This is a genomic window from Streptosporangium sp. 'caverna' (genome assembly GCF_003203775.1).
Lineage (GTDB): Bacteria > Actinomycetota > Actinomycetes > Streptosporangiales > Streptosporangiaceae > Streptosporangium > Streptosporangium subroseum.
In genome coordinates this window covers 9,083,241-9,108,487 of the sequence record NZ_CP029711.1, presented here as the reverse complement: position 1 = coordinate 9,108,487, position 25,247 = coordinate 9,083,241, and the positions used below count along the sequence as shown (strand labels likewise).

Sequence of the window (25,247 nt, the reverse complement as noted above, 5' to 3'; positions counted from 1 at the left end):
AGACGGAGGCGACAGGTGAGAGGGAGAGCGGCGGCATGATCACTCGGATCGAGATCGACGGGTTCAAGTCCTTCTTGAACTTCGATCTCGATGTGCCGCCCTTCCTCGCGCTGGTCGGTCCCAACGCAAGCGGCAAGTCGAACCTGTTCGACGCCGTCGGGTTCGTCGCGGACGAGGTCGCGGGTTCCGGCGGGCTGCTCGACGCCGCCAGGGGCCTGCCGGGCGAGCAGTTCCACCGGGTCGCGCAGGGAACCGCGATCGGCGGGTTCGCCGTCTCGGTGGAGGCCCTGGTCGCCCCGGAGCCCGGCGCGTTGCTGCCGATCCGGTTCGACGTGGGCGCGGAGATGGTGCTCAGGATCCCCAGGTCCAGCGGGATCGTCGTCAGCCATGTGGCCCGTCAGATCCCCGAGGAACTGCTGGGCCACATGGTCGAGGATCCGGAGCCGGAGACCACGCCTCGCCGTACGGTCCAGTCGTGGCGCCGTTATGTCCCCTCGCCGCGGGCCATGCGCCGCCGGTGCTCCTCGGCGGACACCGGGCCCCTCGCGGCCGACGGCGCGAACCTCGCCGCGGTGCTCGGGCGGCTGGCACGGTCGGCGGCGCTTACCGATCTCACGGTCGACCTCGCCGGGGTGGTTCCCGACGTGGTCGCGCTGATTCCCCGCGTCGATCGCGAGGAGTGCTCCTTCGACGTGGTCGTCGACGGTCAGGGAACGGTGCCGGCCGCGCTGCTGTCGGACGGGATCCTGCGGGTCCTCGGCCTGCTCACGGCTCTGCACGACCCCGACCATCCAGGTACGCTGATGGTGGAGGACATCGAGAACGGCGTGCATCCGAGCCGTCTCGGTGAGCTGCTCCGGCGGATCCGGCAGCGGGTCACCGCGCCGGGGAGCAGGGAGCCGTTCCGGCAGGTGATCTTCACCAGCCACTCCCCGGTGGTGGTCGCCGAGATCTACCGGACCGAGCCGGACGCGCTGACCTTCCTGGACGCCGTGGTCCGTGTCGACCCCGACAACGACCGGGTGTCGCGGGTGACCGTGGCCAAGCAGATCCAGCCGGACGGCGAGCCGGGCACGTTCGTCTCGCCCAGGCAGGTCCGCAAATACCTGGGCGCGGCGGCATGAGCCGGCCTCTGGTGGCGGGGCTGGTCGCCGAGGGGGAGGCCGACGAGGGCTTTCTGGGCATCGTGATCTCCCGGCAGCTGCGTGAGCTCACCTGGATGTCGCCGCACGCGGTCGACGTCGAGGCGACGGAGGTCGTCTCCTGCGACCGCGAGCACATGGTCACGGCGCTGGAGGAGCTCGCCGCCGACTGCCATCTGCTCTTCACGCACGACGACGAGAGGGACCGGGGCAAGGCCGGTGGCAAGGCCGACGGGGTCCGCTACCACTCGCACTACCTGGTGCCGGTGATCGGACTCGGTGAGACCGAGGCCTGGATGCTCGCCGATCCCGCCGTGTGGGCGGGGCTGGAGGGCAGCGACGTCAGCGGGCTGCCCGTACGGCCCCGCGACGTCGAGAGGATCGTGGACCCGGTCGGTCTCCTGGCCGCGACCGTCCCCCGCCGGGGCAAGCCGATCCGCGACTACTTCGAATACATAGGACGCAACATCGACCTCGCCGTCCTGGCCCAGGTGCCCGCGTACGCGGACTGGGTCGCCGAGACGAGGAACGCATTGAAGGGACTTGGTTACCTATGAGTTCCACAAAGAACCCGATGAGTGAGCGTAGTGGCGCGCGAGGAACGAGTGCTCCGCGGAGCGAAAGAGGAATGGTGAACGACCGATGAGCACTGACACGGTGATGCCGTACGACGAGGCGCTGGAGCGCTTCGAGCCGGTGCTGGGGCTGGAGACGCACGTCGAGCTGGGTACGGCGTCGAAGATGTTCTGCGGCTGCCAGGCCGAGTTCGGTGCGCCGCCGAACACCAACGTCTGCCCGGTCTGCCTGGCGCTCCCCGGAGGGCTGCCGACGGCCAACGTCAAGGCGATCGAGTCGACGATCCGCATCGGCCTGGCCCTGAACTGTTCGATCGCTGAATGGTGCCGCTTTGCCCGGAAGAACTACTTCTATCCGGATATGCCGAAGAACTACCAGATCAGCCAGTACGACGAGCCGCTCTGCTTCGACGGCTACCTCGACGTCGAGGTGAACGGCAAAACCGTGAGGATCGAGATCGAGCGCGTCCACCTGGAGGAGGACACCGGCAAGTCCACCCACGTGGGCGGCGCCACCGGCCGCATCCAGGGAGCCGACTACTCGATCGTCGACTACAACCGCGCGGGCATCCCGCTGGTGGAGATCGTCACCAAGCCGATCCCGGGGACCGACAGGCTCGCCCCCGAGGTCGCCCGCGCCTACGTCACCGAGCTGCGCGAGGTTCTGCGCACGCTCAACGTCTCCGACGTGCGTATGGAGGAGGGCTCCATGCGCAGCGACGTGAACGTCTCCCTCATGCCGCGCGGCTCCTCGGAGTGGGGCACCCGCACCGAGACCAAGAACGTGAACTCGCTGCGCAGCGTCGAGCGCGCGGTCCACAGCGAGATCGAGCGCCAGGCCGCGATCCTGGCCGACGGCGGCCGGATCATCCAGGAGACCCGCCACTTCCACGAGAACACGGGCACCACCACCTCGGGCCGTTCCAAGGAGGAGGCGCAGGACTACCGCTACTTCCCCGAGCCCGACCTGGTGCCGATCGCCCCCGACGTCGCGTGGGTGGCCGAGCTCAAGGCCGCGATGCCCGAGCTGCCGCGCCTGAGGCGCAAGCGGCTCCAGCAGGAGTGGGGCGTGTCCGACCTGGACATGGAGGCGATGCACAACAACGACGCCATCGGCCTGGTCGAGGCGACGGTCGCCGCCGGAGCACCGCCCGCGGACGCCCGCAAGTGGTGGATGGGCGAGCTGTCCCGCCGCGCCAACGAGGCCGCGATCCCGCTCAGCGAGCTGCTGATCACCCCGGACCAGATCGCCAGGGTGTGCGCGATGGTCGCCGGGGGAGCACTGAACGACAAGCTGGCCCGGCAGGTGCTGGAGGGCGTGCTGAACGGCGAGGGCTCCCCGGACGAGGTGGTGGCCGCTCGCGGTCTGCAGATCGTCAACGACGAGGGCGAGCTGCTGGCGATCATCGACCAGGTCCTGGCGGGCAACGCCGACGCGGCCGACAAGGTGCGCAGCGGCAAGATCGCCGCTGTCGGCGCCCTGGTCGGCGGCGTCATGAAGGCCAGCCGCGGCAAGGCCGACGCGGGCCGGGCCCGGGAGCTCCTGCTGGAGAAGCTCGGCGTCTCCGAGTAGCTCATTCCCGGCTGGTTCGCTCCGGGTGGCTCACGGAGAGGCGCTGCGGTTCACGGAGAGGCTCCGAGCGGTTCGCTCCGGGTGGCTCACGGAGAGATGCTGCGGTTCACGGAGAGGCTCCGAGCGGTTCGCTCCGGGTGGCTCACGGAGAGATGCTGCGGTTCACGGAGGGGCCCCGAGCGGTTCGCTCGGGTGGTTCACGGAGAAGGGCTCGCCGGAGAATCGGCGGGCCCGCGGGACCGTCGCACCACGATGGCCGGCCGGAGACGGCCGGCGGTCTGACCGGACGCTCGGCTGGGATGCCCCAGCCGAGCGTTTCGCGTGATGGGCCGCCCGCGCGGCGTCAGCCGGTGGTGCGGCGGGCGGCCAGCTTCCTGATGAGAGGCGCGAACAGCGCGAGGAGCGCCACCACCAGCAGCACCGCGGCCATCGGGCTCCTGACCAGGACCGTCACGTCGCCCGCACCGATGGCCAGGGCCCGGCGGAGCTGGACCTCGGCCATCGGCCCCAGGATCAGGCCGATCACGGCCGGGGCGATGGGCAGGCCGAAGCGGCGCATCGCGAAGCCGAGCAGGCCCAGGACATAGAGGATGACCATGTCCACCCAGGAGGAGTTCAGCGCGTAGACGCCGAGCGCGGCGAACAGCACGATCCCGGAGTAGAGATACGGACGGGGGATGTGCAGCACCCGGGCCCAGAGGGGGGCGAGCGGCAGGTTGAGCACCAGCAGCATGGTGTTGCCGATGAACAGCGAGGCGATCATGCCCCAGACCAGCGCCGGGTTGTGGTCGAACAGCTGGGGCCCCGGCTGCAGGCCGTACTGCTGGAAGGCGGCGAGCAGGATCGCGGCCGTCGCGGAGGTGGGCAGGCCCAGGGTGAGCAGCGGGACGAGGGTGCCCGCGGCCGAGGCGTTGTTGGCCGCCTCGGGACCGGCGACGCCCTCGATGGCGCCCTTGCCGAACTCCTCGCGGGTGACCCCGCGGGCCAGCTTCTTCTCGACCGTGTAGGACAGGAACGTCGGGATCTCCGCGCCACCGCCGGGCAGCGCCCCGAACGGGAAGCCGAGCGCGGTGCCGCGCAGCCACGGCCGCCAGGAGCGGGACCAGTCGGAGCGGCCGAGGAACGGCCGGCCGACCGGGATGACCTCCGGCTCGCCGTGCCGTAGCCGGGAGGCGACGTAGAGCACCTCGCCCAGCGCGAACAGACCGACCGCGACGATCACCACGTCGATGCCGTCGAGCAGCTGCGGGACCCCCATGGTCAGCCGTGCCTGCCCGGTCTGCTGGTCGATGCCGATCAGCCCGATGACCAGGCCGACCCCCAGGGACGCCAGCCCGCGCACGACCGAACGCGACAGCACCGACGAGACCGCCGTGAAGGCCAGGATGGCCAGGGCGAAGTAGTCCTCGGGTCCGAAGGAGATCGCGAAGTCCACCACCAGCGGCGCCGCGACGACCAGCAGTCCGGTGGCGATGGTGCCCGCGACGAAGGAGCCGATCGCGGCGGTCGCGAGGGCCTGGGCGGCCCGGCCCCTCTTGGCCATCTTGTTGCCCTCGAGCGCGGTGATCATCGAGGAGCTCTCACCGGGGGTGTTGAGCAGGATCGAGGTGGTCGACCCGCCGTACATGCCTCCGTAGTAGATCCCGGCGAACATGATGAACGCACTCGCCGGGGGGACGCTGAAGGTGATCGGCAGCAGCAGCGCCACGGTCATGGCAGGGCCGATGCCGGGCAGCACGCCCACCAGGGTGCCGAGGGTGACGCCGATCAGGGCGTAGATCAGGTTGATCGGGGTCAGCGCGGTCGCGAACCCCTCCATCAACAGCTGGAACGAATCCATCTAGATCACCCCGGAGAGCAGCCCGGCGGGCAGCGTCACGCCCAGGCCCTTGACGAAGGCCAGGTAGGTGAGAGTGGACAGCACGACGGCGATCACGCCCGCGCGGAGCCGGTGTTCGGCGCCGAGCGTCACCGACAGGCCGAAGAAGAGCAGCGCGCCCGCGACGATCCAGCCGAGCAGGTCCAGCAGCCCGGCGAAGGCCAGGAAGATCACGCTGACCAGCACGACCGTCCGCCAGTCCGCGGGCGCGTCGGTGTCGGCGTCCTCGGCCTGCTCGGGGTCGCCACGGCCGCCCCTGACCACGTCGAGCACGTAGAACAGCCCGATCAGCAGCAATGCCGAGCCGACGATGACCGGGAAGAAGCGGGGCCCCAGCCCGAACGTGGAGCCCGCCGCGGTGACGTCCGTGGTGCCCACGATCACGAACGCGCCCAGCGCGAGGACGACCAGGGCCAGGACGAGTTCGGGCCGTCGCCAGGAGTACGCCGGGTCGGCGCCACGATCGGTGGCGCCGCCCGGCTCTTCGGGGAGGGACATCAGGAGACGAGACCCATTTCCGCGATGACGGCCTTGATCTTGGTCTGCTCGGCCGTGAGGAAGTCGGCGAACGGCTTGCCGGTCTGGAAGACGTCGGCCCAGCCGTTCTTGGTCACCGCGTCCTTCCACGCCTGCGAGTCGTGCATCTTGGTGACCAGGTCGGTCAGGTTCTTCGTGGCCGCGTCGTCCAGGCCGCCGGGCGCGACGAAGCCCCGCCAGTTGGCGAGCTCGACGTCCAGGCCGGCCTCCTTCAGCGTGGGGGCGTCCACGTTGCCGAGGCGGGCCGGCGAGCTCACGCCGAGGGCGCGCAGCTTGCCGGACTTCACGTGCTCGGCGAACTCCCCGATGCCGGAGATCCCCATCGCCACCTTGTTGCCCAGCAGCGCGTTGAGCGCCTCCCCGCCGCCGGAGTGGGCGATGTAGTTGACCGACTTGGGGTCGATGCCGCCGGCCTTGGCCATCAGGCCCGCCACGATGTGGTCGGTGCCCCCGGCGGAGCCGCCCGCGATGGCGATCTTCGCCGGGTCGGCCTTCCACGCCGTCACCAGGTCGGCCAGCGTCGCGTACGGCGAGTCCGCCGGAACCACGACGATCTCGTACTCCTCGGTGAGCTTCGCGATGGGAGTGGTGTCGGCCAGGGTGACCTTCGACTTGTTCTGCTCCAGCGCTCCGACCATGACCAGGCCCATGGTCATCAGCAGGTCGCCGTTGCCCTTCTCACCCGCGAGCTGGGCCAGGCCGATGCTGCCGCCCGCGCCGGGCACGTTGTAGACCTCGACCTTGCGCGACTGGTCGACCGACCTGAAGGCCTGCTCGGCGATGCGGGAGGTCTGGTCCCAGCCACCTCCCGGCGCGGCCGGAGCCATGATCCTCAGCGCGTTCGCGCCGGATCCCCCACCCGAGCCGCACGCGGTGAGGGCGAGGGACAGGGCAGCGAGGGCCGCCAGTCTCCGAAGACGCATCGTTAACTCCCAACAACATAAAGAAAGCGTGGTGAGGATGCTGAGGCTAAACGATCACGGTGTCGATGCTTTGCATGTTTGCCGTCGTATCGGTCGTATTGGTCATGGCTGCCGCGACCCCGTTGTTATCTCGGGCTGCTTTCATGAGGTCCCCTGACCAGGGAGCCACCTCGTGCGACGCCTACTCAACGCCTCGCTTGGCACCCAGCTGTTCTTTCTGCAGATGGTGATCGTATTTCTTGCGGTCGGTGGTACGGCAGGTGTCTGGGTGGAGCACACCCGCGACCAGCTCGACCAGCAGTACCAGCAGCGAGCACTGGCGATCGCCGAGTCCGTGGCCGGGCTGCCCCAGGTGCGTGAGGCCTTCGGCCAGGCCAGGCCCGAGCTCAGCCTGCAACCGATCGCGGCGGGGGTCCAGGCGGCCACCGGCGCCGACTACGTGGTGATCGCCAACCGCGAGCAGATCCGCTACGCGCATCCCAACCCGGCCCTGATCGGCAAGAAGCTCTCCACCGACGGCTCGGAGATACTGGTGAGCGGCCGTCCCTGGACCGGCATCCAGACCGGCACCCTCGGCCGCTCGGTGCGCGGCAAGGCCCCCATCTTCGACGCCTCCGGGAAGATCATCGGCCTGACCTCGGTCGGCGTCCTGGAGGGAACGGTCGCCGACCAGCTCGGCGAGGCGCTGCCGCCGCTGCTGTGGACCGTGCTCGCCGTACTCCTCGCCGGATCCGGCGCCACCGCGCTGATCGCCCGGCGGGTCCGCCGCCAGACCTTCGGCCTGGAGCCGAGGGAGATCGCGGCCCTGCTCGAACAGCGCGAGGGCGTGCTGCACGGCGTCAAGGAGGGGGTGCTCGCCCTGGACCTCCAGAGCCGGGTGACGCTGATCAACGACGCGGCCCGCGACCTGCTCGGCCTCTCCCAGCACGATGTCGGACGGGGCCTGCGGGAGATGCCCCTGTCCGCCCGGATGCGCGACGTGCTGGACGGCGTGGACTCCGGCGACGACCGGGTGGTGCTCCACCGCGACCGGGTACTGGTGCTCAACCGCACCCCGGTGGCGGTCCGCGAGCAGCAGAGCGGCTGGGTGGTCACCCTGCGCGACCGGACCGAGCTGGTACGGCTGGCGCGCGAGCTCGACCAGGCCAGCACCACGACCGGCGCGCTGCGCGCGCAGGCCCACGAGTTCGCCAACCGGATGCACACCGTGGTCGGCCTGCTGGAGCTCGGCGAGCACGAGACGGCGGTCAGCTACATCACCCAGACCACCGAGGCCTACAGCCGGCACGCGTCCGGCATCAGGGAGAAGGTCGCCGACCCCACGCTGGCCGCGCTGCTGCTGGCCAAGTCCGCCGAGGCGGCCGAGCGGGGCGCGTCCCTGGTGCTCTCCGACGACTCCCGGGTGGAGGAGGGCATGCTCGGCGACCCGCACGACGCGGTCCTGGTCGTCGGCAACCTGGTCGCCAACGCCCTGGACGCGCTTCAGGAGACCGGGGGCACGGTGGAGGTCTCGGTCCGCACCGAGACGGACGGCCTGCACGTCAGGGTCGGCGACTCGGGTCCCGGGATCACCCCCGGTCTGGTCGGCGAGGTGTTCCGCGAGGGTTTCACGACCAAGGCCGCCCACGCGGGACCGCGTGGCCTCGGCCTGGCCCTGACCCGCCAGGCATGCTCGCGCCGTGGCGGCTGGGTGCGGGTGCACAACGCGGGCGGCGCCGTCTTCACCGCCCTGCTGCCCACGGGTGAGGGCGCGGCGATCGCGGCCGGCGAAGCTGCCCGGGGTGCCCGGAGCGCCGGAGGCGGTGAGACCGGTGAGGCCTCGTTCGGTGAACCCGTCCGGGGTGCCCGGGACATCGGAGGCGGCGAGACCGTGGGAGCGGCCGGGCAGGGCGAGGACACGAGTCTGGGGACGCCGAAGTGATTCGCGTGCTGGTGGTGGACGACGACTTCATGGTGGCGAGGATTCACAGCGGCTACGTGGCGCGGGTGCCCGGATTCACGGTGGTCGACACCGTGCACACCGGGGGCGCGGCGATCTCGGGAGTGGCCGTGCACAGGCCCGACCTGGTGCTGCTCGACATATACCTGCCCGACATGTCTGGACTCGCCGTGCTCACGGCGCTCAGAGGCGCCTCCCACCCGGTCGACGTCCTGATGATCACTGCCGCGCGCGACGTGAGCACGGTCCGGGCGGCCATGCGCGGAGGCGCGGTGAACTACCTGATCAAGCCGTTCACCGCACGGGCCCTCACCGAACGCCTCGAACAGTACGCCGAGACCCGCAGGCGGCTCGCCAGGATCGGTTCCGAGGCCTGCCAGGACGAGGTCGACAGCCTGTTCGGCCTGGTCAAGGGAGGGCCGCCGCCGCTGCCCAAGGGGTTGTCCGCCCCCACGTGCGCCCTGGTCGCCGACGCGCTCAAGGCGAGCGGCACGGATCTGTCGGCGGCCGAGGCCGCCGTGCTCACCGGCCTCTCCCGGGTCAGCGCCCGCCGCTACCTGGAACACCTGTGCGCGGTGGGGCAGGCGGAGCTCCGGCCGCGTTACGGTACCGCCGGACGGCCCGAACACCGCTACCGTTGGACGGGATGATCGCGGCCCTCGGGTGGCTGTCCGTGTTGTCCGTGCGGCCTCGTGTGCCGGGGAGACCGTCCCGGGAGCGACTCCACGACCCGGTTACCGGGATCACCCGGTTCCAGTCGGGTGAGGCAGTCAATTGTTATTGCTTTGAGGATGTTGTCTGACGGTTGTGGTTTAGGGTTGCCAGAGATAAAAGCTGCGAAGTAGGAGGAGACGGAGGCCGTGCGGAACGCCGGAGCGTCGATCGACCCGCCGACGGATCCCTTCGAGGCGATACCCAAGCCCTCACGTCCCGTCCCACCGGGCGCTCGCGGCCCCAAGCTTCCCCCCGGCGTGCAGCCTCAGGGAGGATCGCGACTTCCTCCGGGCGTCTCGCCCGACATCTTCGGTTCCTCGGGTTTCGGCTCTCCCGCCGGGCCCCCGGCGGGACCGACCGGGCTGCCGCCCGCGGCCCAGCCGCCGCAGCCCTGGCAGATGCCCGCCCCACCCGAACGCGCCCTCCCGCAGCGCTCCCTCCGTGACGAGCCCGGGCTCATGCCCGGCGGTGGCGACGGCTCCCCGCAGCTCGAACCCCTCCGTTACGAGGAGCCGCTTCCGCGCCGCCGCCGGAGCCGGATGCTCGTCCTCATCGTCGTGACCGTCCTGTTGCTCGCGGGCCTCGCCTACGCGATCCCCGCGGTCGTCATGTCGGGCAAGATGCTCCCCGGCACCCGGGTCCAGAACATCGACATCGGCGGGCTGACCGCGACGGAGGCGGCCGACAAGCTCAGGGCGCAGCTGGCGGACAAGGCCTCCCGCGAGATGACGCTTCTGGCCGCGGGCAAGAAATACGACATCGACCCCGACAAGGCCGGGCTGGAGTTCGACGTCGTCGCCACCATCGACCAGGCGCCCAGCGACTTCCCCTCACCCATGGAGGTCTGGCGGGCGCTCACCGGCACCCTCCTGCTGGAGCCTCAGATCTCGGTCGACTCCGATCTTCTGGAGAGCACGGTCAAGTCGCTGGCCAAGAAGATCGATGTCAAGGTCCGCGAGGGCAAGGTGACGTTCGAAGGCGTCAAGCCGGTCGTCGTGACGCCCCAGGACGGCCGCATCCTGGAGCAGGAGGCCGCGGGCGGCGCGATCAGAAAGGCCTTCCTCGGCCCCGAGGCCGAGATCCGGCTGCCGGTCTCGGTGGTCAAGCCCAAGGTCACGGCGGATGTGGTCAAGAAGGCCGCGGCCGACGCGGACAAGGCCCTGTCCGGTCCCGTCACTCTGACATACGCGGGCAAGCAGGCCCGGTTGCCGGTCGAGACCCTCGCCGCGCACCTGGCCTTCGAGCCCGACGACTCCGGTGGCATGAGCCCCTCGTTCGACGCCAGAAGCGCCATCGCGACCGTGGAGAAGAACCTCGTCGACCCGTCCCTGGCCCCCCGCGAACCCACCTTCCAGATCGTCGCCGGAAAGCCCAAGCTGATTCCCGGGCACAAGGGCAAGGGCATCGACGACAAGAAGCTCGCCGGCGACGTGGCCGAGATGGTCACCCAGGGCGGCAGCCGGACCATCCCGGTCACCCTCGCGACCGTCCAGCCGCGGATCTCCGAGGCCGAGGCGCGCGGGCTCGGCATCAAGGAGAAGGTCAGCGAGTTCACCACGCCGTACGACTGCTGCCTTCCCCGGGTGACCAACATCCAGACGATCGCCAAGCTCCTCGACGGCTACCTGGTCAAGCCCGGCGAGACCTTCTCGCTCAACGGCGTCATCGGCCAGCGCGACACGGCCCGCGGCTTCGTCCCGGCCCCGATGATCCAGGGCGGCCGGCTGATCGACTCGGTGGGCGGCGGCATCTCCCAGTTCGTCACCACCATGTACAACGCCGTCTACTTCGGCGGCTTCGAGGACGTCCAGCACGTGGCGCACGAGTTCTACATCTCCCGCTACCCGGCCGGCCGCGAGTCCACGGTCTCCTGGCCCGAGCCCGACTTCCGCTGGAAGAACGACTCCAAGTACGGCGTGCTGGTGAAGACCTCCTTCTCGAGCAGTTCGGTCACGGTCGCCTTCTGGAGCACCAAGCGCTACGACATCACGTCGATCCCCTCCGAGCGCTACAACGTCACCCAGTTCAAGAGCGAGACCGACAGCAGCCCCACCTGCATCGCCATGGTCGGTCAGCCGGGCTTCACGATCGACGTCTGGCGCGTCTTCGCGCAGGGTGGCAAGGAGATCAAGCGGGTCAAGGAGACCACGGTCTACCGTCCGGAGACGGACCTGAAGTGCGTCCCCGCCGCCACCACCCCCGCTGAGACCACCCCTGCCGACACCGCCGACATCCCCGGCGCGGTGGACGCCTCCGATGACGGCGACACCGCGGACACCGTCGTCGACCAGTAGGCCTGCCTCCACGCCAGGATGATCTCGTGGATGGCACGGCTGGATAATGCAGGCATGAAGATCTGGGTCCCCTCCAAAGCCGCCGTCGATGTTCTGAGCGATCTGCCCGATGTGGAGTGCGCCGTCTACGACGGCACGGAAGCCGTACCGCGAGGAGCGGAGGAGGTCGAGGTCTGGGTCCCGCCGCTGCTCCCGGTGGCGCGGCTCCCGGAACTGCTCGCCCGGATGCCCCGGCTGCGGCTGCTGCAGACGGTCACGGCCGGTGTCGACCTCTACCGGCCTCACCTGCCGGAGGGCGTGACGCTGTGCAACGCGCGAGGGGTGCATGACGCGGGCACCGCGGAGTGGGCGGTGGGGGCCATGATCGCCGTGCTGCGGGAGTTCCCGGGGTTCGCCGCCGCGCAGCGGGAAGGTGAGTGGACCTACCACCACACCGGCGTGCTGGCCGACTCCACCGTGCTGATCATCGGTTACGGCTCGATCGGCGAGGCCCTCGAACGGCGGCTGGACGGTTTCGAGGTGAACGTCGTCCGGGTGGCCAGGACCGCGCGGGCGAACGTGCACGGCCAGGACGAGCTGCCGGAGTTGCTGCCCAGGGCGGACGTGGTGGTGTTGCTGGTCCCGTCCACCCCCTCCACCGTCGGCCTCGTGGACGCGGACTTCCTGTCGGCGATGAAGGACGGCGCCGTCCTGGTGAACGCGGCCAGGGGAACGGTCGTGGACACCGACGCGCTCGTCGCCGAACTGGGGAAAGGCCGGATCCTGGCCGCGCTCGACGTCACCGATCCCGAGCCGCTGCCCTCAGGCCACCCCCTGTGGACGGCGCCGGGAGTTTTCATCACCCCGCATGTCGCAGGCAGCAGTCCGGCCTCGGAAAGGCGCATGCTGAAGCTGCTCCGCTCGCAGCTCCTGCGCTACCTCGCGGGGGAGCCGCTGAAGAATGTGATCACGGATTCCTACTGACCAGCAAAGGAATCCGGACCGTGGCTACCTCGTGACCTGGGGTGCGTACGGTCGATAACTGCGATCGTTACCGTCCGTGTGGTTATCAGATCGGTGACGACTATGGCGTTGTCACCACTCGGACCGGCGGAACGGCACACACTGACCATGTGGCGTTGCGGACGCGGAGGATGACGCGTCGGCAACGGCAACGCGAGCGCAGCGAATAAGGGATGCTGCAGCAGCGAGACGAATCGACACCGATGGGCAGACGACATTGATCCGCTGGCGTGACCCCCGGGTACCGCTGACCGCCGCCGCCGGCATCGGTGCGGTGGGGCTCGTCGCCGCGTTTGTCAGCGGCGCTTCCGCCGTGGTCGTCGGTGCGGTGGCGGGCGTCATCGCCGCCACGACCGCCGCGATCTCGTTGTTCACCGCGGCGACCAGGGTGGCCGACCGGCGCAAGGCGATGGCCTGGCGCTGGCTGGCGGGCGGCTCGCTCACCTGGCTGGTCGGGATCGGCGTGCGGCCGCTCGCGGACGGCACGCCCTTCGTGGTGACCTTCGCCGACCTGATGCTTCTCGTGGGCACGGCCATGATCGCCGTCGGCACCGCTCTCTGCGCCACCCGGCCCGCGTACGGGCACGCGCTGCTGCGTGACCTCGCCGACGGCTACGTGTGCGCCGCCTCGGTCTTCGTGATCACCTGGGTGCTTCTGCTCGCCCCGGTCTACGGCGAGGCCGGTGACGCGGGCAACTTCGCGGTCACCTTCGCCTCACCGCTGTTCTGCCTGATCCTCACGTGCGTCGTCGGTCCCGCGGTGGTGCCGATCCGGAGATCCGCCTGGCCGGTGGGCCTGGCCGCGCTGGCCGTGCTCGCCGCCATCACGATCGCCGAGATGGCCACCGCGCTGGCCAGGGTGAGCGATGCCGCGCCCTCGCTCACCTGGGTGTGGCTGGCCCCCGCCGCCTTCCTGCTGCTCGCGGCGGTCCCGTGGAGCGACCGTACGGCGCGGGTGGCGGACTCGGAGGACGGCGACGACGAGCCGGGCACGCTGTCCGTCCGCGAGAGCACGTCCTCGTTGATCGCGTCGGTGCCGCTGCTCCTCGTCGTCGTGGCCACGGGTGTGGTGCTCTTCCGCGTGATCGAGGGCAGGATGCAGGGGCCGGTGCAGGTCCTGGCCGCGGTGTCCGCGTCGATCGTCGGGCTCCTGGCGGTGCGCCTGTTCCTGATGCTGGTGGAGACCGGCCGGATGCGGCGCCTGGTCGACCTCGGCGAGCGGCAGCTGCACGATCTCGCCGAGAGCACCGGGGACGTGGTCCTGATGTGCGACTACGACGGCGTCGTGCGGGAGATCGGCGAAGGCGTCGAGACCACCTACGGCTACCGCCCCGAGGCTCTGGTCGGCGGGAAGATCTTCGACTACATCCACCCCGAGGACGTGCCCGGTGTCCAGGTGGCGCTGCGCGCGATGAGCCTGGACGAGGAGCCGGCCCTTGGGCCGGGCACCTGCATGGTCGCCTGCCGGGTCAGGGCGTCCGACGGCACCTGGCGGCCCACCGAGTCGGTGGCCACCCGGCACGTGCGCGGCGAGGAGCTGCTGCTGATCACCACGCGTGACATCAGCGACCAGGAGGCCCTGCGCAACCAGGTCGCCCACCTGACCTTCCACGACGGCGTCACGGGCCTGCCCAACCGGGCCTACTTCGAAGAACGCACGCGGGAGGTGCTGGTCCGTCCCGGCGCGAGCAGCGCCGTCGTCGTCTTCCTGGACCTGGACGGCTTCACGGCGGTGAACGACTCGGTCGGTCACGCCAGCGGCGACTACCTGCTCGGTCAGGCGGCTCGCAGGCTCCGCGCCACGGTGCGGGCCGACGACACTCTGGCGCGCTGGGGCGGTGACGAGTTCGCGGTGCTGCTGGAGTCGGCGGTGGACGCCCAGACGGCGGTGGACCTGGCCGAGCGGCTGGTCCGTACGGTCTCGTCCGAGCCGTTCCGGGTGGCAGACCGTGACATCGCGCTGACCGCGAGCGTCGGAGTGGCCTTCGCCGACGACGACGTGTCCTCCGCGGACCTGATCCGCAACGCCGACGTGGCGATGGCCAGGGCCAAGGAGCTGGGCGGGCGCCGGGTCGAGGTGTTCGCCGCGCACATGCACGCCGACGTGGTGCGCCGCCTGGAGCTCGCCGCCGACCTGCAGCGGGCGCTGCTGGAGAACCAGTTTGCGATCGAGTACCAGCCGGTGGTCGACCTGGCCACCTCGCGTGTCACCGCGGTCGAGGCGTTGGTCCGCTGGGTGCGGGGAGGCACGTTCGTGCCGCCGGAGCAGTTCCTCGGCCCGGCCGAGGACACCGGCCTGATCGTGCCGCTCAGCGAGTGGATCCTGCGTGAGGCCTGCCGGGAGGTGGCCGCCTGGCGCGCCTCCTCCTGGGACATCGGGCTCTCGCTCAACCTGTCGTCCCGGCAGATCATGGCGCCGCGCTTCGTGGAGACCGTGGAGTCGGCGCTCACGGAGAGCGGCCTGCCGCCCAGCGCGCTGACCCTCGAGGTCATCGAGGAGATGCTGGTCGAGGACGCCGAGGAGACCATCACCCGGCTTTCCGAGCTGCGCAGGCTCGGCGTACGACTGGCCATCGACGACTTCGGCACCGGCTACGCCTCGCTGGCCCTGCTGCGGCAGCTCCCGGTGGACATGATCAAAATTGATCCGTCGTTCGTGTCCGGTCTCGGCGGCGACGAGACCCTGACGTTGCTGACCCGGACGATCGTGCGGCTCGGTCACGACCTGGGCCTGATCGTGGTCGCCGAGGGCATCGAGCGGCCGGAGCAGCTGGAGCTGCTGCGGGAGATGGGCTGCACCCGAGGCCAGGGCTTCCTGGTCGCGCGGCCGATGGCGGCGCGCGGCGTCGACGCCCTGATGCGTACCAGCCTCTCCAGCCTGCACAGCAGCGTCTGACGGCGTCCATCCGCCCATCCGGATGATCCGTCCGTCCGGAACGCGATGGTTCGTGCCAGACTCGTCCTGATTGGGAAGTTGGGGGCCGGGGGAGGCTCGGGAACCAGGGGCCAGGGGGCCTGTCACCTCCGCTTTCTCATACGGGACAGGCCTTCGCGCCCATATCTGGTATCTCGGACTCTGAGATATGTGTCCCATGAATTTGACGTGGAGACGCTCCGTCGGCCAAGGTAGAGGCATGCAGCATCACCGTGGGATTCTCGTAGTACTTCGCCGGCGCGCAGGCCGATAACGCGAAGCACTACGACCTGCGCGCCGCCCCAGCTCCGCCTCCCAAGGCGGAATGGGGCATTTTTTATGTCGTCAAGCATGCTCAGCCACAAGGAACGAGCCGATGACCGAACAGATGACAGGAGCCCAGGCCCTCGTGAGGGCGCTGGAGCAGGTCGGGGTCGATACCGTGTTCGGGATCCCGGGCGGTGCCATCCTCCCGGCCTACGACCCTCTCTACGACTCGGCCAAGGTCCGGCACGTGCTTGTACGGCACGAGCAGGGCGCCGGCCACGCGGCCCAGGGATACGCGCAGGCCACCGGCAAGGTCGGGGTCTGCATGGCGACCAGCGGTCCCGGTGCGACCAACCTTGTCACCCCCATCTCCGACGCCTACATGGACTCGGTCCCGATGGTCGCGATCACCGGCCAGGTGGTCAGCAGCGCCATCGGCACGGATGCCTTCCAGGAAGCCGACATCTCCGGCATCACCATGCCGATCACCAAGCACAACTTCCTGATCACCGACCCCGAGGACATCCCCAGGACGATCATGGAAGCCTTCCACATCGCCTCGACCGGACGCCCGGGGCCGGTGCTGGTCGACATCTCCAAGGACGCGCTCACGTCCACCATGAACTTCCAGTGGCCTCCGGTGATGCAGCTGCCGGGCTACCGCCCGGTGACCCGGCCGCACTCCAAGCAGATCCGCGAGGCGGCCAAGCTCATCGTCGAGGCCAAGCGGCCGGTGCTCTACGTCGGCGGCGGCGTGCACCGGGCGGGTGCGTCGGCGGAGCTGCTGGAGTTCGCCGAGCTGATGAACATCCCCGTCGTCACCACCCTGATGGCGCGCGGCACCTTCCCCGACAGCCATTCGCAGCACATGGGCATGCCCGGCATGCACGGCTCGGTGTCCGCGGTCGGCGCGCTGCAGAAGTCGGACCTGCTCATCGCGCTCGGCGTCCGCTTCGACGACCGCGTCACCGGCCAGCTGTCCACCTTCGCCCCGCACGCCAAGGTCATCCACGCCGACATCGACCCGGCTGAGATCTCCAAGAACCGGTACGCGGACGTCCCGATCGTGGGCGACTGCAAGGAGGTTCTCACCGACCTCCTCACGGCGGTGCGCGGCGACGGCCGCAAGGGCGACTACACCGAATGGTGGAAGGCGCTCAACGCCTACAAGGAGACCTACCCGCTGGGCTATGACAACTTCGAGGATGGCTCCCTCGCCCCGCAGTACGTCATGGAGCGGTTGAGCGAGCTCGTCGGTCCCGACGCCATCTACACCGCCGGCGTCGGCCAGCACCAGATGTGGGCCGCCCAGTTCATCGGCTACGAGAACCCGGGCACCTTCATCAACTCCGGGGGAGCCGGCACGATGGGCTTCGCCCTCCCCGCCGCGATGGGCGCCAAGATGGGCCGCCCCGACAGCGTGGTCTGGGCCATCGACGGCGACGGCTGCTTCCAGATGACCAACCAGGAGCTGGCCACCTGCACCATCGAGGGTGTGCCGATCAAGGTCGCGATCATCAACAACGGTAATCTCGGCATGATCCGGCAGTGGCAGAGGCTGTTCTACAACGAGCGTTACTCCAACAGCGACCTGCAGACGGCCCAGCGGATTCCGGACTTCGTGAAGCTGGCCGAGGCATACGGTTGTGTCGGTCTCCGGTGCGAGCGTCCCGAGGACGTGGACGCGACCATCCAGAAGGCGATGGAGATCAACGACGTGCCGGTCGTGATCGACTTCGTCGTGCACCAGGACGCCATGGTCTGGCCGATGGTCGCGGCGGGGACGAGCAACGACGACATCAAGTTCGCGCGCGACATGGCGCCGGTCTGGGACGGCGAGGACTAGGCGTGAGCGAGCGAAGCGAGCGGACAGACAGGCACAGCGGCCCGGCGCACGCGCGGGCGGGCCACCGGTTGAGGGAGAAGTCATGAGCAGGCACACGCTCTCCGTGCTGGTGGAGAACAAGCCCGGCGTGCTCGCGCGCGTCGCGTCGCTGTTCAGCCGCCGCGGGTTCAACATCGACTCGCTGGCGGTCGGGCCGACCGAGCACGAGGACATCTCACGGATGACCATCGTGGTCAGCGTCGCCGACCTGCCTCTGGAGCAGGTCACCAAGCAGCTCAACAAGCTGGTCAACGTGCTGAAGATCGTGGAGCTCGACCCGGTGCAGTCGGTGCAGCGCGAACTCACCCTGATCAAGGTGCGTGCCGACGCCGAGAACCGTTCGAGCGTCCTGGAAATGGTCACACTGTTCCGCGCCCGCTGCGTCGACGTCGCCTCGGACGCGGTGACCATCGAGGTCACCGGCACGCCGGACAAGCTGCAGGCCTTCATCAAGGTCCTGGAGCCGTACGGCATCAAAGAACTGGTTCAGTCGGGCATGGTGGCCATCGGCCGCGGCGCCCGTTCCATCACCGATCGTTCTCTGCGGGCCCTCGACCGGACCGCGTGAGTCGCATAGGAAACCCGAAAGGTTAAGTAAGTGACTGAGATCTTCTACGACGACCAGGCCGATCTGTCGATCATTCAGGGCCGGCACGTGGCCGTCCTGGGCTACGGCAGCCAGGGCCACGCCCACGCGCTCTCCCTGCGCGACTCCGGGGTGGATGTCCGAGTCGGCCTGCCCGAGGGCTCCAAGAGCCGCGAGAAGGCCGAGGCCGACGGCCTGCGTGTGCTCTCCCCCGGGGAGGCCGTCGAAGAGGCCGACCTGACCATGATCCTGGCGCCGGACCACATCCAGCGTCACCTTTACGCCGACCACGTGGCTCCGAACCTGGTCGAGGGCGACGCCCTCTTCTTCGGTCACGGCCTCAACATCCGCTACGGCCTCATCGAGGCCCCCGAGGGTGTGGACGTGGCCATGGTCGCGCCCAAGGGTCCCGGTCACCTCGTCCGCCGTCAGTACACCGCGGGCCGCGGCGTGCCGGTGCTCGTCGCCGTGGAGAAGGACGCCAGCGGCAGCGCCTGGGACCTCGCCCTCTCCTACGCCAAGGGCATCGGCGGCACCCGCGCCGGCGCGCTGAAGACGACCTTCACCGAGGAGACCGAGACCGACCTCTTCGGCGAGCAGGTCGTCCTCTGTGGTGGCCTGGCCGAGCTGATCAAGACCGGGTTCGAGACCCTGGTCGAGGCCGGCTACCAGCCCGAGGTCGCCTACTTCGAGTGCCTGCACGAGATGAAGCTGATCGTCGACCTCATGTACGAGGGCGGCATCCACAAGATGAACTGGTCGATCTCCGACACCGCCGAGTACGGCGGCTACACCCGTGGCCCGCGCATCGTGACGGCGGAGACCAAGAAGGAGATGCAGCGCATTCTCGCCGAGATCCAGTCCGGCGAGTTCGCGAAGGAGCTGGTGGAGGAGTTCGACGGCGGCCAGAAGAAGTTCACCGCCTACCGCGCCGAGCTCGCCGAGCACCCGATCGAGAAGACCGGCGCCAAGCTCCGTCCGATGATGAGCTGGCTGAAGTAGCGGAATCCGCCGCGAGCCGATCCGGGCACCTCGATGTGCCTGGCGCTCCACGCGGTGTCTCAACGTGTACGGCCCGCGCCCCCGCGAAGGTTCACTTCGCGGGGGCGCGGGCCGTCCGGGCTCAGTGCTTGGCGAAGACCAGAGTCCAGTAGGGGACCTTCTGGGCGTTGTAGGCGAGGCCCGCCCCGGCGTGGGTGTAGGCGCAGTTCAGAATGTTTTCCCGTTGGGTGGGGGTTTCGTCCTCCTTCATCCATTCATCGACCACTTTGATCGGGGTGGGAAAGCCCCATGCGGCGTTTTCCCCCCAGACCGACATCGGCGTGAAGCCGCTCGCCCTGATGCGACCGAGAGCGTTCTCGTGGTCGGGGGCGTTGGTGGCGGCCATGCGTTCCGAGTGGTCCTGGGCGACCGAGTGCAGTTGTACGTCGTGCGTGAGCGGACCGCAGCCCTTCGCCTGTCGCGTGAGGTTGGTCAGCCGCACCACCTCGGACTCTTCCTCGGTTGAGGGCCACTGGGCGGGGCCGGGGGCGGCCGAAGCGGGTTTGAGGGCCGTGTCGGCACCGGGAGCCGGTTTGAGGGCCGTGCCGGCATCGGGAGCCGGTGCGGGCGTAGGGGCGTCCGTGGTGCAGGACAGCCGGACGGCCTCGGACCTGTCCTCGTTGCCCTGGTGGTCGGTGGCGGCGGTGTAGTAAAGGCCGGGGACGCACCGCAGGTTCGCGGTGATCCGCCCGTTGACTCCCTTCTGGATCGCGCTCTTGACGGTGGGGTCGGTCCCGGCGACCACTCTCTGGGCTGAGCTCCTGACGATCGGGTCGATCCCGGCCACTGCGCGTTTGATGCGGATGTGGAGCATCGCGGTGTCGTCACAGCCCAGGCGGGAGGCGGAGGCCTGGATGGTTCCGGCGGCGGTGACATGGGGTTTGGAGGCGCTCACCCGGCAAGCGACCTGCGGGGCTGCCGCGGCGTGGGCCGTGGCGATCGGTATGCCGAGTGCCGTCAGGCTCCCGAGGCACAGCAGTGCCCCTGGCGGTCTACGCATGTCGGTTCCTCCGGATTCGGTTGGACGCTGATCGGATCTCGCATTCTGTAGGCGTAGATCGCCCTTATCGCGGAATGCCGGGCGTCATTGTGATTTCCAGGTGAACCAAAGTGGTTCCGGAGGCGCTTGCGAGGGATGACGTTGGGTCGGCGCTTCACGGGCCTCGGCCAGAAGCACCCGGGGAACGTCGATCGGGAGCATTCGAGCTCGGAGACCTCCACGAGCTGAACGGAGCCGGGCGGGGCCGCATACGGCGACGCCCCCGCGACGGTCATCCGTCACGGGGGCGTCGCCGCACTCTCCGCCGTCTCCCGGGGGGAAGGCCGGGATTTACCTGGCGGCGAAGTCCTGGGTCCAGTAGATCTTGTATCCCTGGGTGCCCTTGGCCAGACCGACACCGATGAGGGTGTACTTGCAGTTCATGATGTTGGCCTTGTGGCCCGCGCTGTTCATCCAGCCGGTCATCACGGCGGCAGGGGTCGTCTGTCCCGCGGCGATGTTCTCCGCCCAGCCGGACCCGCCGGTGAAGCCGGCCGCCCGGATGCGGGCCATGAAGTCACGGCCGTCCTTGGAGGTGTGGCTGAAGTAGTTCTGGGCCGCCATGTCGGCCGAGTGGTCGAAGGCGGCCTTGCGGAGCTGCGCGTCGTGCTTGAGCGGCTGGCAGCCGCCCTTCGCCCGCTCCACGTTGACCAGCCGCAGGACCTCGTTCTCCTCGGCCGTTCCGACCCCGGGGGTCGTCGGGGTCGTGGGGGTCGTGGGGGTCGTGCTGACCGTGGGGGTGGGTTTGGGGGTCGCCGCGGGGGCGGTGGTGGTCGTGGGTGTGGGGGTCGGGGTGCTCGTGGGGGTGCAGGACGCCAGCCGGACGGGCTTGGACGTGCTCGTGTGGCCTCGGTAGTCGGTGGCGGTGGCGTAGTAGACGCCGGGCGCGCACCCCAGCTTCACGGTGACCCGTCCGTTGGATCCCTTCCTGGCCGCGCTCTTGACGATCGGGTCGGCCCCGGCCACTGCGCGTTTGATGCGGATGCGGACCAATGCGTTGTTGTCACAGCCCAGCCGGGCGGCGGACGCCTGGATCTTTCCGGCGGCTGTGACGTAGGGCTTGGCGGCGTACACCCGGCACGCGACCTGCGGGGCTCCTGCTGCGGCTTGGGCGGTGGCGATCGGCGTGCTGAGCGCCACCAGACTCCCGAGACACAGCAGTGCCCCTAGCGGTCTACGCATGTCGGTTCCTCCAGATTGGTTAGACGCTGGATGGATTCCGCATTCTGTCGGCATAGACCGCTGTTGTCACGAAATTTCAGACATTAATGTGGGTTTCAGGTAAACCAGAGTGGCTCCAGAGGCGTCGGGGGTATCATCGACCGGCTATCGGCCGGTCAGCACTGCGCGGGCTTCAGCCAGGAGCACTCGATCTCCGGGGCGTCCGCCGTGGCCTTCCTGAGCTGGACGTTCGCCACGTCGGCGGGCGCGGTCCTGCTGAACTGGGCGAGACGGATGGCGATTTTGTCCTCGATGTCCTTCGGAGAGGCGGACAGATACTGGTTGAGCAGCACGGAGAAGACCAGCGGCTCGTTGTCCGCACTGGTCACGTAGCCGGACAGGGCCGAGATGCCGGTCAGGGAACCGGTCTTGCCCCGGACGTTCCCGGCGGCGGGGGTGCCGGCCATCCGGCTCCGCAGCGTGCCGCCGACCATCCGGTCCGGCTCGCCCGCGATCGGCAGCGAGCCGTACCAGGTGGAGAACCAGGGCTTGGATCGCAGCGCGATCAGCAGGTCCGTGATGCCGCCCGGGGTGAGCCCCTCTCCCCGGGACAGGCCCGAGCCGTCCCGCATGCGCAGCGAGGGCATGCCGTTGGCGTGGGCGAAGGAGGTGGCGGCGGCGAGTCCGGCGCTCCAGGTTCCGGCTCCGGAGACCTTGCGGCCGACCGACTTGATCAGGATCTCCGCGTGCATGTTGTTGCTGAGCTTCATGAACGGGATGAGGAGCTCGCTCAGCGGCATCGACTGACGGGAGGCCACGGTGGCCGCGATCTGCGGGGTCGCGTCACGAGTGGTGGAGCCCATCACGCGCACGCCGTGATTGGTCAGTGCCTTGCGGAAAAGAGAGGCGGCGTAACCGGTGGGGTCGTTCACGGTGACCCACTCGTCGTAGCCGCCCGCGACGGTCCCCGTGATCAGAACGGTGTTGGTGCCGTGCTGCCGTTCGATCGACACGTTGGTCGTCGTCCCGGTGGTCGCCTTGTTGACGATGTTCAGGTAGTCGGTCTCGGGGGTGGTGGACACCTTGGCGGGCTTGCCGGCGGCGGATCCGGGGGCGACCGAGACGATCACGCTGCCGGCGTCGTAGTCCTTGTCGGGGGAGGCGGTCAGCGCGGAGATCTGCGCCGAGTAGTAGTACGGCTCGTCGTCCCAGGCCCAGTCGGTGCCCAGCGGCACCGAGTCGAACCAGGTGTCGTCGGCGACCAGCTTGCCGGCGATCGTCTTGATCCCCGCGTCGGCGACACGGGCGGCCAGCGCGTCGTAGTCGGCGGCGAGCATGGTCGGGTCGCCGGTGCCCTTGAGGTATAGGTCGCCGGCGAGGGTGGATCCGGCCACGCGACCGGTGGACAGCACGCTCGTGGTGAAGCGGAAGTCCAGGCCGAGGGAGTCGATCGCGGTGGCGGAGGTCAGCAGTTTTGCGTTGGAGCCGGGGGTGAGGACCTTGCCCGCGTCCAGGCCGTAGAGCTGTTCGCCGGAGGCGGCGCTCTTGACGACCACCCCCGCCTGGGCCGGGGTCAGCCGCGCGTCGCTGAGGATCTGGTCGAGGTCTTTGACCAGGTCGGTGACGCCGGACGTGGGTTCGAGAGCGCTCGCCGGGGCGGAGCTCCAGGTGAGACAGGCGAGCAGGAGGACTGAGATTGTCGCTCTTCGCGAAGGCCGCAAAGCTTCTCCAAAGTGGTTAGAGGATTTGAGATGATCATGATGGAGAATCGCGGCTCTCGCAGCAATACGGAAATATCCGTATATTTCTGGGTCTACCGAGCGATCGCTTGCTGCGATTGAATGGGTCATGATCAAACCGGCGCTCGCTCCCGCCGTCGTCACCGTCCCCCGCAGCGTGCGCATCGGCTACGGTGTCGGCTCAGTCTGCACCGCGACGTTCACCACGGTCCCGGGATTGCTGCTGCTGTTCTACATGACCAACATTCTGGCCATCCCCGCCTGGATCGCCGGCATCGTGGTCTTCCTCCCCAAGGTCTGGGACATCTTCATCAACCCCTGGGTGGGCCAGCGCTCCGACCGGACGGTCTCCCGCCTCGGCGCGCGCCGTCCCTGGATGCTCCTGGGCGCGCTCACCTTCCCCGCGATGTTCGCCCTCACCTTCGCCGGCCCGCCGCTCACCGGCACGTCCGCCGCGCTGTACGTCGGGCTCTTCTACTTCCTCACCGCGACGGCCTACGCCTTCTACGAGGTGCCCTACAAGGCGATGGGCACCGAGATGGCCGAGGACTATCACGAGCGCTCGTCGATCCTCCAGTGGAAGATGGTCTTCGTCGGCCTCGCGGTCCTGCTGTCCGGGGCCCTCGCGCCGGTGATCGCGGGCGACGACGCCTCCGGCTACCGGATGATGGGCCTGGTCATCGGGGTCGCGCTGCTGGCCTCGATGCTCGCCGCCTTCTTCGGCACGACCCGCGCCCCGACGGTCGTACGGGCCACGGCCGAGCCGTCGATCAGGGCTCAGTTCGCCGCGGCGCGCTCCAGCAGGCCGTTCATGGTGCTGCTCGGCCTGAGCTGCGCCCAGATGTTCGCGGCCGGAACCATGCTGGCGGGAACGCCGTACCTCGCCACCTACATCCTGCAGGAGCCCTCGGCCACCACCACGCTCCTGCTGTGCATCGTCGGTCCGCTGCTGGTCACGATGCCGCTCTGGGTGTGGCTGTCCAGACGCTACGAGAAGCGCGGGGCGATGATCCTCGGATCGGTGCTGTTCCTGGCGGGCGCGATCGGGATGGCCTTCTCCGGCCAGTTGGGCTCGGCGTACGCGCACCTGTGCGTGCTCGTCATCGGCTTCGGCTATGCCGGGTGGCAGATGCTGCAGTTCTCGATGCTGTCGGACGTGATCGTCCACGACGCGACGGTCACCGGCAGGCAGCGGGCCGGGGTGTTCACCGGGCTCTGGACGGCTGCCGAGACCGTGTTCTTCGCGCTCGGCGCGCTGGTGCTCAGCTGGCTGCTCGGCGTGGCCGGGTTCGTCGAGTCCGATCCCTCCGCGCCGGTGGCGCAGCCCGACTCCGCGATCACGGCCGCGCTGTACGGCGCGACGCTGCTGCCCGCGCTCGTGGTCGTGGTCAGCATCGTGCTGACGGCGCGCTACCCCCTGACGGCGGAGAAGCTCGGATCGGAGAAGCTCAGATCAGCTGAGGTGTGATCACCAGAAAGCCGCAGTCGCCGAAGGAGATGACGTCGCCCGGTCGGACCCTCGCCGGTCCGACCAGGCGCCAGTCGTTCAGCCGGGTGCCGTTGAGCGAGCCGAGGTCGATGAGAATCCAGTCCTCCTCGTCGCGGCGGAGCTCGGCGTGCACCCGCGAGACGGTCAGGTCGGCGAGGACCAGGTCGCAGGCGGAGCCGCGGCCCACCACGTAACGGGTGCGGCCGTCGCCGGGCAGCGCCAGCCTGGGCAGTCTGGGGCGTCGCCAGGCGGACTCCACGCGCTTGGTGAAATCGGAGGCCGAGGAGACGACCTCGGTGACCATGCGCCGGAACCGGCCGCGTTGCGGGAGATCGGCGACCAGGTTGTCGAGCTCGCCCTGGTTGCGTGCGCGAAGCGCCATGTCGACGCGGCCGAGGAACGTGTCGTGTGACAGATGCCCCTCGACGGCGCGGTCACGGAGCTCGTTGATCGCACGGTCGCGATCCCCGTCGGACGCGCGGGACGGAGGATGCGTCGAGCTCATCCTCTGAGTATCAGGCCCAAGTATGGAACCTGTCCAGAATATG

General features: G+C 69.2%; 19 protein-coding genes. 12 read left to right on the top strand and 7 right to left on the bottom strand.

Features of this window, described 5'->3' with window-relative positions:
* Positions 1-35: 35 nt before the first annotated feature.
* From DKM19_RS39155 to gatB, 3 genes are all read left to right on the top strand, one after another.
* Positions 36-1,124: an AAA family ATPase gene (locus DKM19_RS39155; protein WP_110702873.1), complete on the top strand. Its 1,089-nt coding sequence runs from the start codon at positions 36-38 to the stop codon at positions 1,122-1,124.
* The gene (locus DKM19_RS39150; protein WP_162642093.1) at positions 1,121-1,699 is read left to right on the top strand and encodes a DUF4276 family protein; all 579 of its coding nucleotides are present in this window, start codon (positions 1,121-1,123) and stop codon (positions 1,697-1,699) included. Before DKM19_RS39155 ends, DKM19_RS39150 begins: the two co-directional genes overlap by 4 nt.
* Before the next feature lie 85 nt (positions 1,700-1,784).
* On the top strand, positions 1,785-3,290 hold the full coding sequence (gene gatB / locus DKM19_RS39145) for an Asp-tRNA(Asn)/Glu-tRNA(Gln) amidotransferase subunit GatB (RefSeq protein ID WP_110702869.1): 1,506 nt from the start codon (positions 1,785-1,787) through the stop codon (positions 3,288-3,290).
* A 343-nt stretch (positions 3,291-3,633) separates the two neighbouring features.
* On the opposite strand, the gene DKM19_RS39140 is transcribed toward gatB, so the two are convergent.
* From DKM19_RS39140 to DKM19_RS39130, 3 genes are read right to left on the bottom strand one after another with little or no spacing between them, the layout of a single operon-like run.
* A complete protein-coding gene (locus DKM19_RS39140; protein ID WP_110702867.1) occupies positions 3,634-5,130 on the bottom strand; it encodes a tripartite tricarboxylate transporter permease in 1,497 nt (498 codons plus the stop codon).
* Positions 5,131-5,667, bottom strand: a complete 537-nt coding sequence (locus tag DKM19_RS39135) for a tripartite tricarboxylate transporter TctB family protein (RefSeq protein ID WP_110702865.1) — start codon at positions 5,665-5,667, stop codon at positions 5,131-5,133.
* Positions 5,667-6,629, bottom strand: coding sequence for a tripartite tricarboxylate transporter substrate binding protein (locus DKM19_RS39130; protein WP_110702863.1), 963 nt, complete (start codon positions 6,627-6,629; stop codon positions 5,667-5,669). The genes DKM19_RS39135 and DKM19_RS39130 overlap by 1 nt, the downstream gene beginning before the upstream one ends.
* A 172-nt stretch (positions 6,630-6,801) precedes the next feature.
* Here DKM19_RS39130 and DKM19_RS39125 point away from each other — a divergent pair, with 172 nt between their 5' ends.
* The 8 genes from DKM19_RS39125 (at position 6,802) to ilvC (ending at position 19,232) form a co-directional block, all read left to right on the top strand.
* A complete protein-coding gene (locus DKM19_RS39125) occupies positions 6,802-8,550 on the top strand; it encodes a sensor histidine kinase (protein WP_239513826.1) in 1,749 nt (582 codons plus the stop codon).
* On the top strand, positions 8,547-9,218 hold the full coding sequence (locus DKM19_RS39120) for a response regulator (RefSeq protein ID WP_110702861.1): 672 nt from the start codon (positions 8,547-8,549) through the stop codon (positions 9,216-9,218). Before DKM19_RS39125 ends, DKM19_RS39120 begins: the two co-directional genes overlap by 4 nt.
* Positions 9,219-9,428: 210 nt before the next feature.
* On the top strand, positions 9,429-11,576 hold the full coding sequence (locus DKM19_RS39115; RefSeq protein WP_110702859.1) for a VanW family protein: 2,148 nt from the start codon (positions 9,429-9,431) through the stop codon (positions 11,574-11,576).
* 54 nt (positions 11,577-11,630) lie between these two features.
* A complete protein-coding gene (locus DKM19_RS39110; RefSeq protein WP_110702857.1) occupies positions 11,631-12,539 on the top strand; it encodes a 2-hydroxyacid dehydrogenase in 909 nt (302 codons plus the stop codon).
* A 256-nt stretch (positions 12,540-12,795) separates the two neighbouring features.
* Positions 12,796-15,474: a bifunctional diguanylate cyclase/phosphodiesterase gene (locus DKM19_RS39105; RefSeq protein WP_239513825.1), complete on the top strand. Its 2,679-nt coding sequence runs from the start codon at positions 12,796-12,798 to the stop codon at positions 15,472-15,474.
* Positions 15,475-15,817: 343 nt separating this feature from the next.
* Complete coding sequence (locus DKM19_RS39100; RefSeq protein ID WP_110702855.1) at positions 15,818-17,605, top strand: acetolactate synthase large subunit; 1,788 nt, start codon at positions 15,818-15,820, stop codon at positions 17,603-17,605.
* Positions 17,606-17,687: 82 nt separating this feature from the next.
* Complete coding sequence (ilvN, locus tag DKM19_RS39095; protein WP_110702853.1) at positions 17,688-18,212, top strand: acetolactate synthase small subunit; 525 nt, start codon at positions 17,688-17,690, stop codon at positions 18,210-18,212.
* Between the two features lie 39 nt (positions 18,213-18,251).
* Complete coding sequence (gene ilvC, locus DKM19_RS39090; RefSeq protein WP_089208547.1) at positions 18,252-19,232, top strand: ketol-acid reductoisomerase; 981 nt, start codon at positions 18,252-18,254, stop codon at positions 19,230-19,232.
* A gap of 121 nt (positions 19,233-19,353) precedes the next feature.
* Here the strand turns inward: ilvC and DKM19_RS39085 are convergent, their stop codons facing one another.
* From DKM19_RS39085 to dacB, 3 genes are all read right to left on the bottom strand, one after another.
* Positions 19,354-20,271, bottom strand: coding sequence for a CAP domain-containing protein (locus tag DKM19_RS39085; protein ID WP_110702851.1), 918 nt, complete (start codon positions 20,269-20,271; stop codon positions 19,354-19,356).
* Between the two features lie 330 nt (positions 20,272-20,601).
* Entirely contained in the window at positions 20,602-21,492 is an 891-nt protein-coding gene (locus DKM19_RS52250) for a CAP domain-containing protein (RefSeq protein ID WP_110702849.1), read from the bottom strand.
* A 155-nt stretch (positions 21,493-21,647) separates the two neighbouring features.
* A complete protein-coding gene (gene dacB / locus DKM19_RS39075) occupies positions 21,648-23,192 on the bottom strand; it encodes a D-alanyl-D-alanine carboxypeptidase/D-alanyl-D-alanine-endopeptidase (protein WP_110702847.1) in 1,545 nt (514 codons plus the stop codon).
* A gap of 127 nt (positions 23,193-23,319) precedes the next feature.
* Between dacB and DKM19_RS39070 the strand changes: the two genes are divergently transcribed.
* Positions 23,320-24,678, top strand: a complete 1,359-nt coding sequence (locus DKM19_RS39070; protein ID WP_110702845.1) for an MFS transporter — start codon at positions 23,320-23,322, stop codon at positions 24,676-24,678.
* On the opposite strand, the gene DKM19_RS39065 is transcribed toward DKM19_RS39070, so the two are convergent.
* Positions 24,659-25,204, bottom strand: coding sequence for a DUF1707 and FHA domain-containing protein (locus tag DKM19_RS39065; protein WP_089208450.1), 546 nt, complete (start codon positions 25,202-25,204; stop codon positions 24,659-24,661). The two genes, DKM19_RS39070 and DKM19_RS39065, sit on opposite strands and share 20 nt — an antisense overlap.
* Between the last annotated feature and the right edge of the window lie 43 nt (positions 25,205-25,247).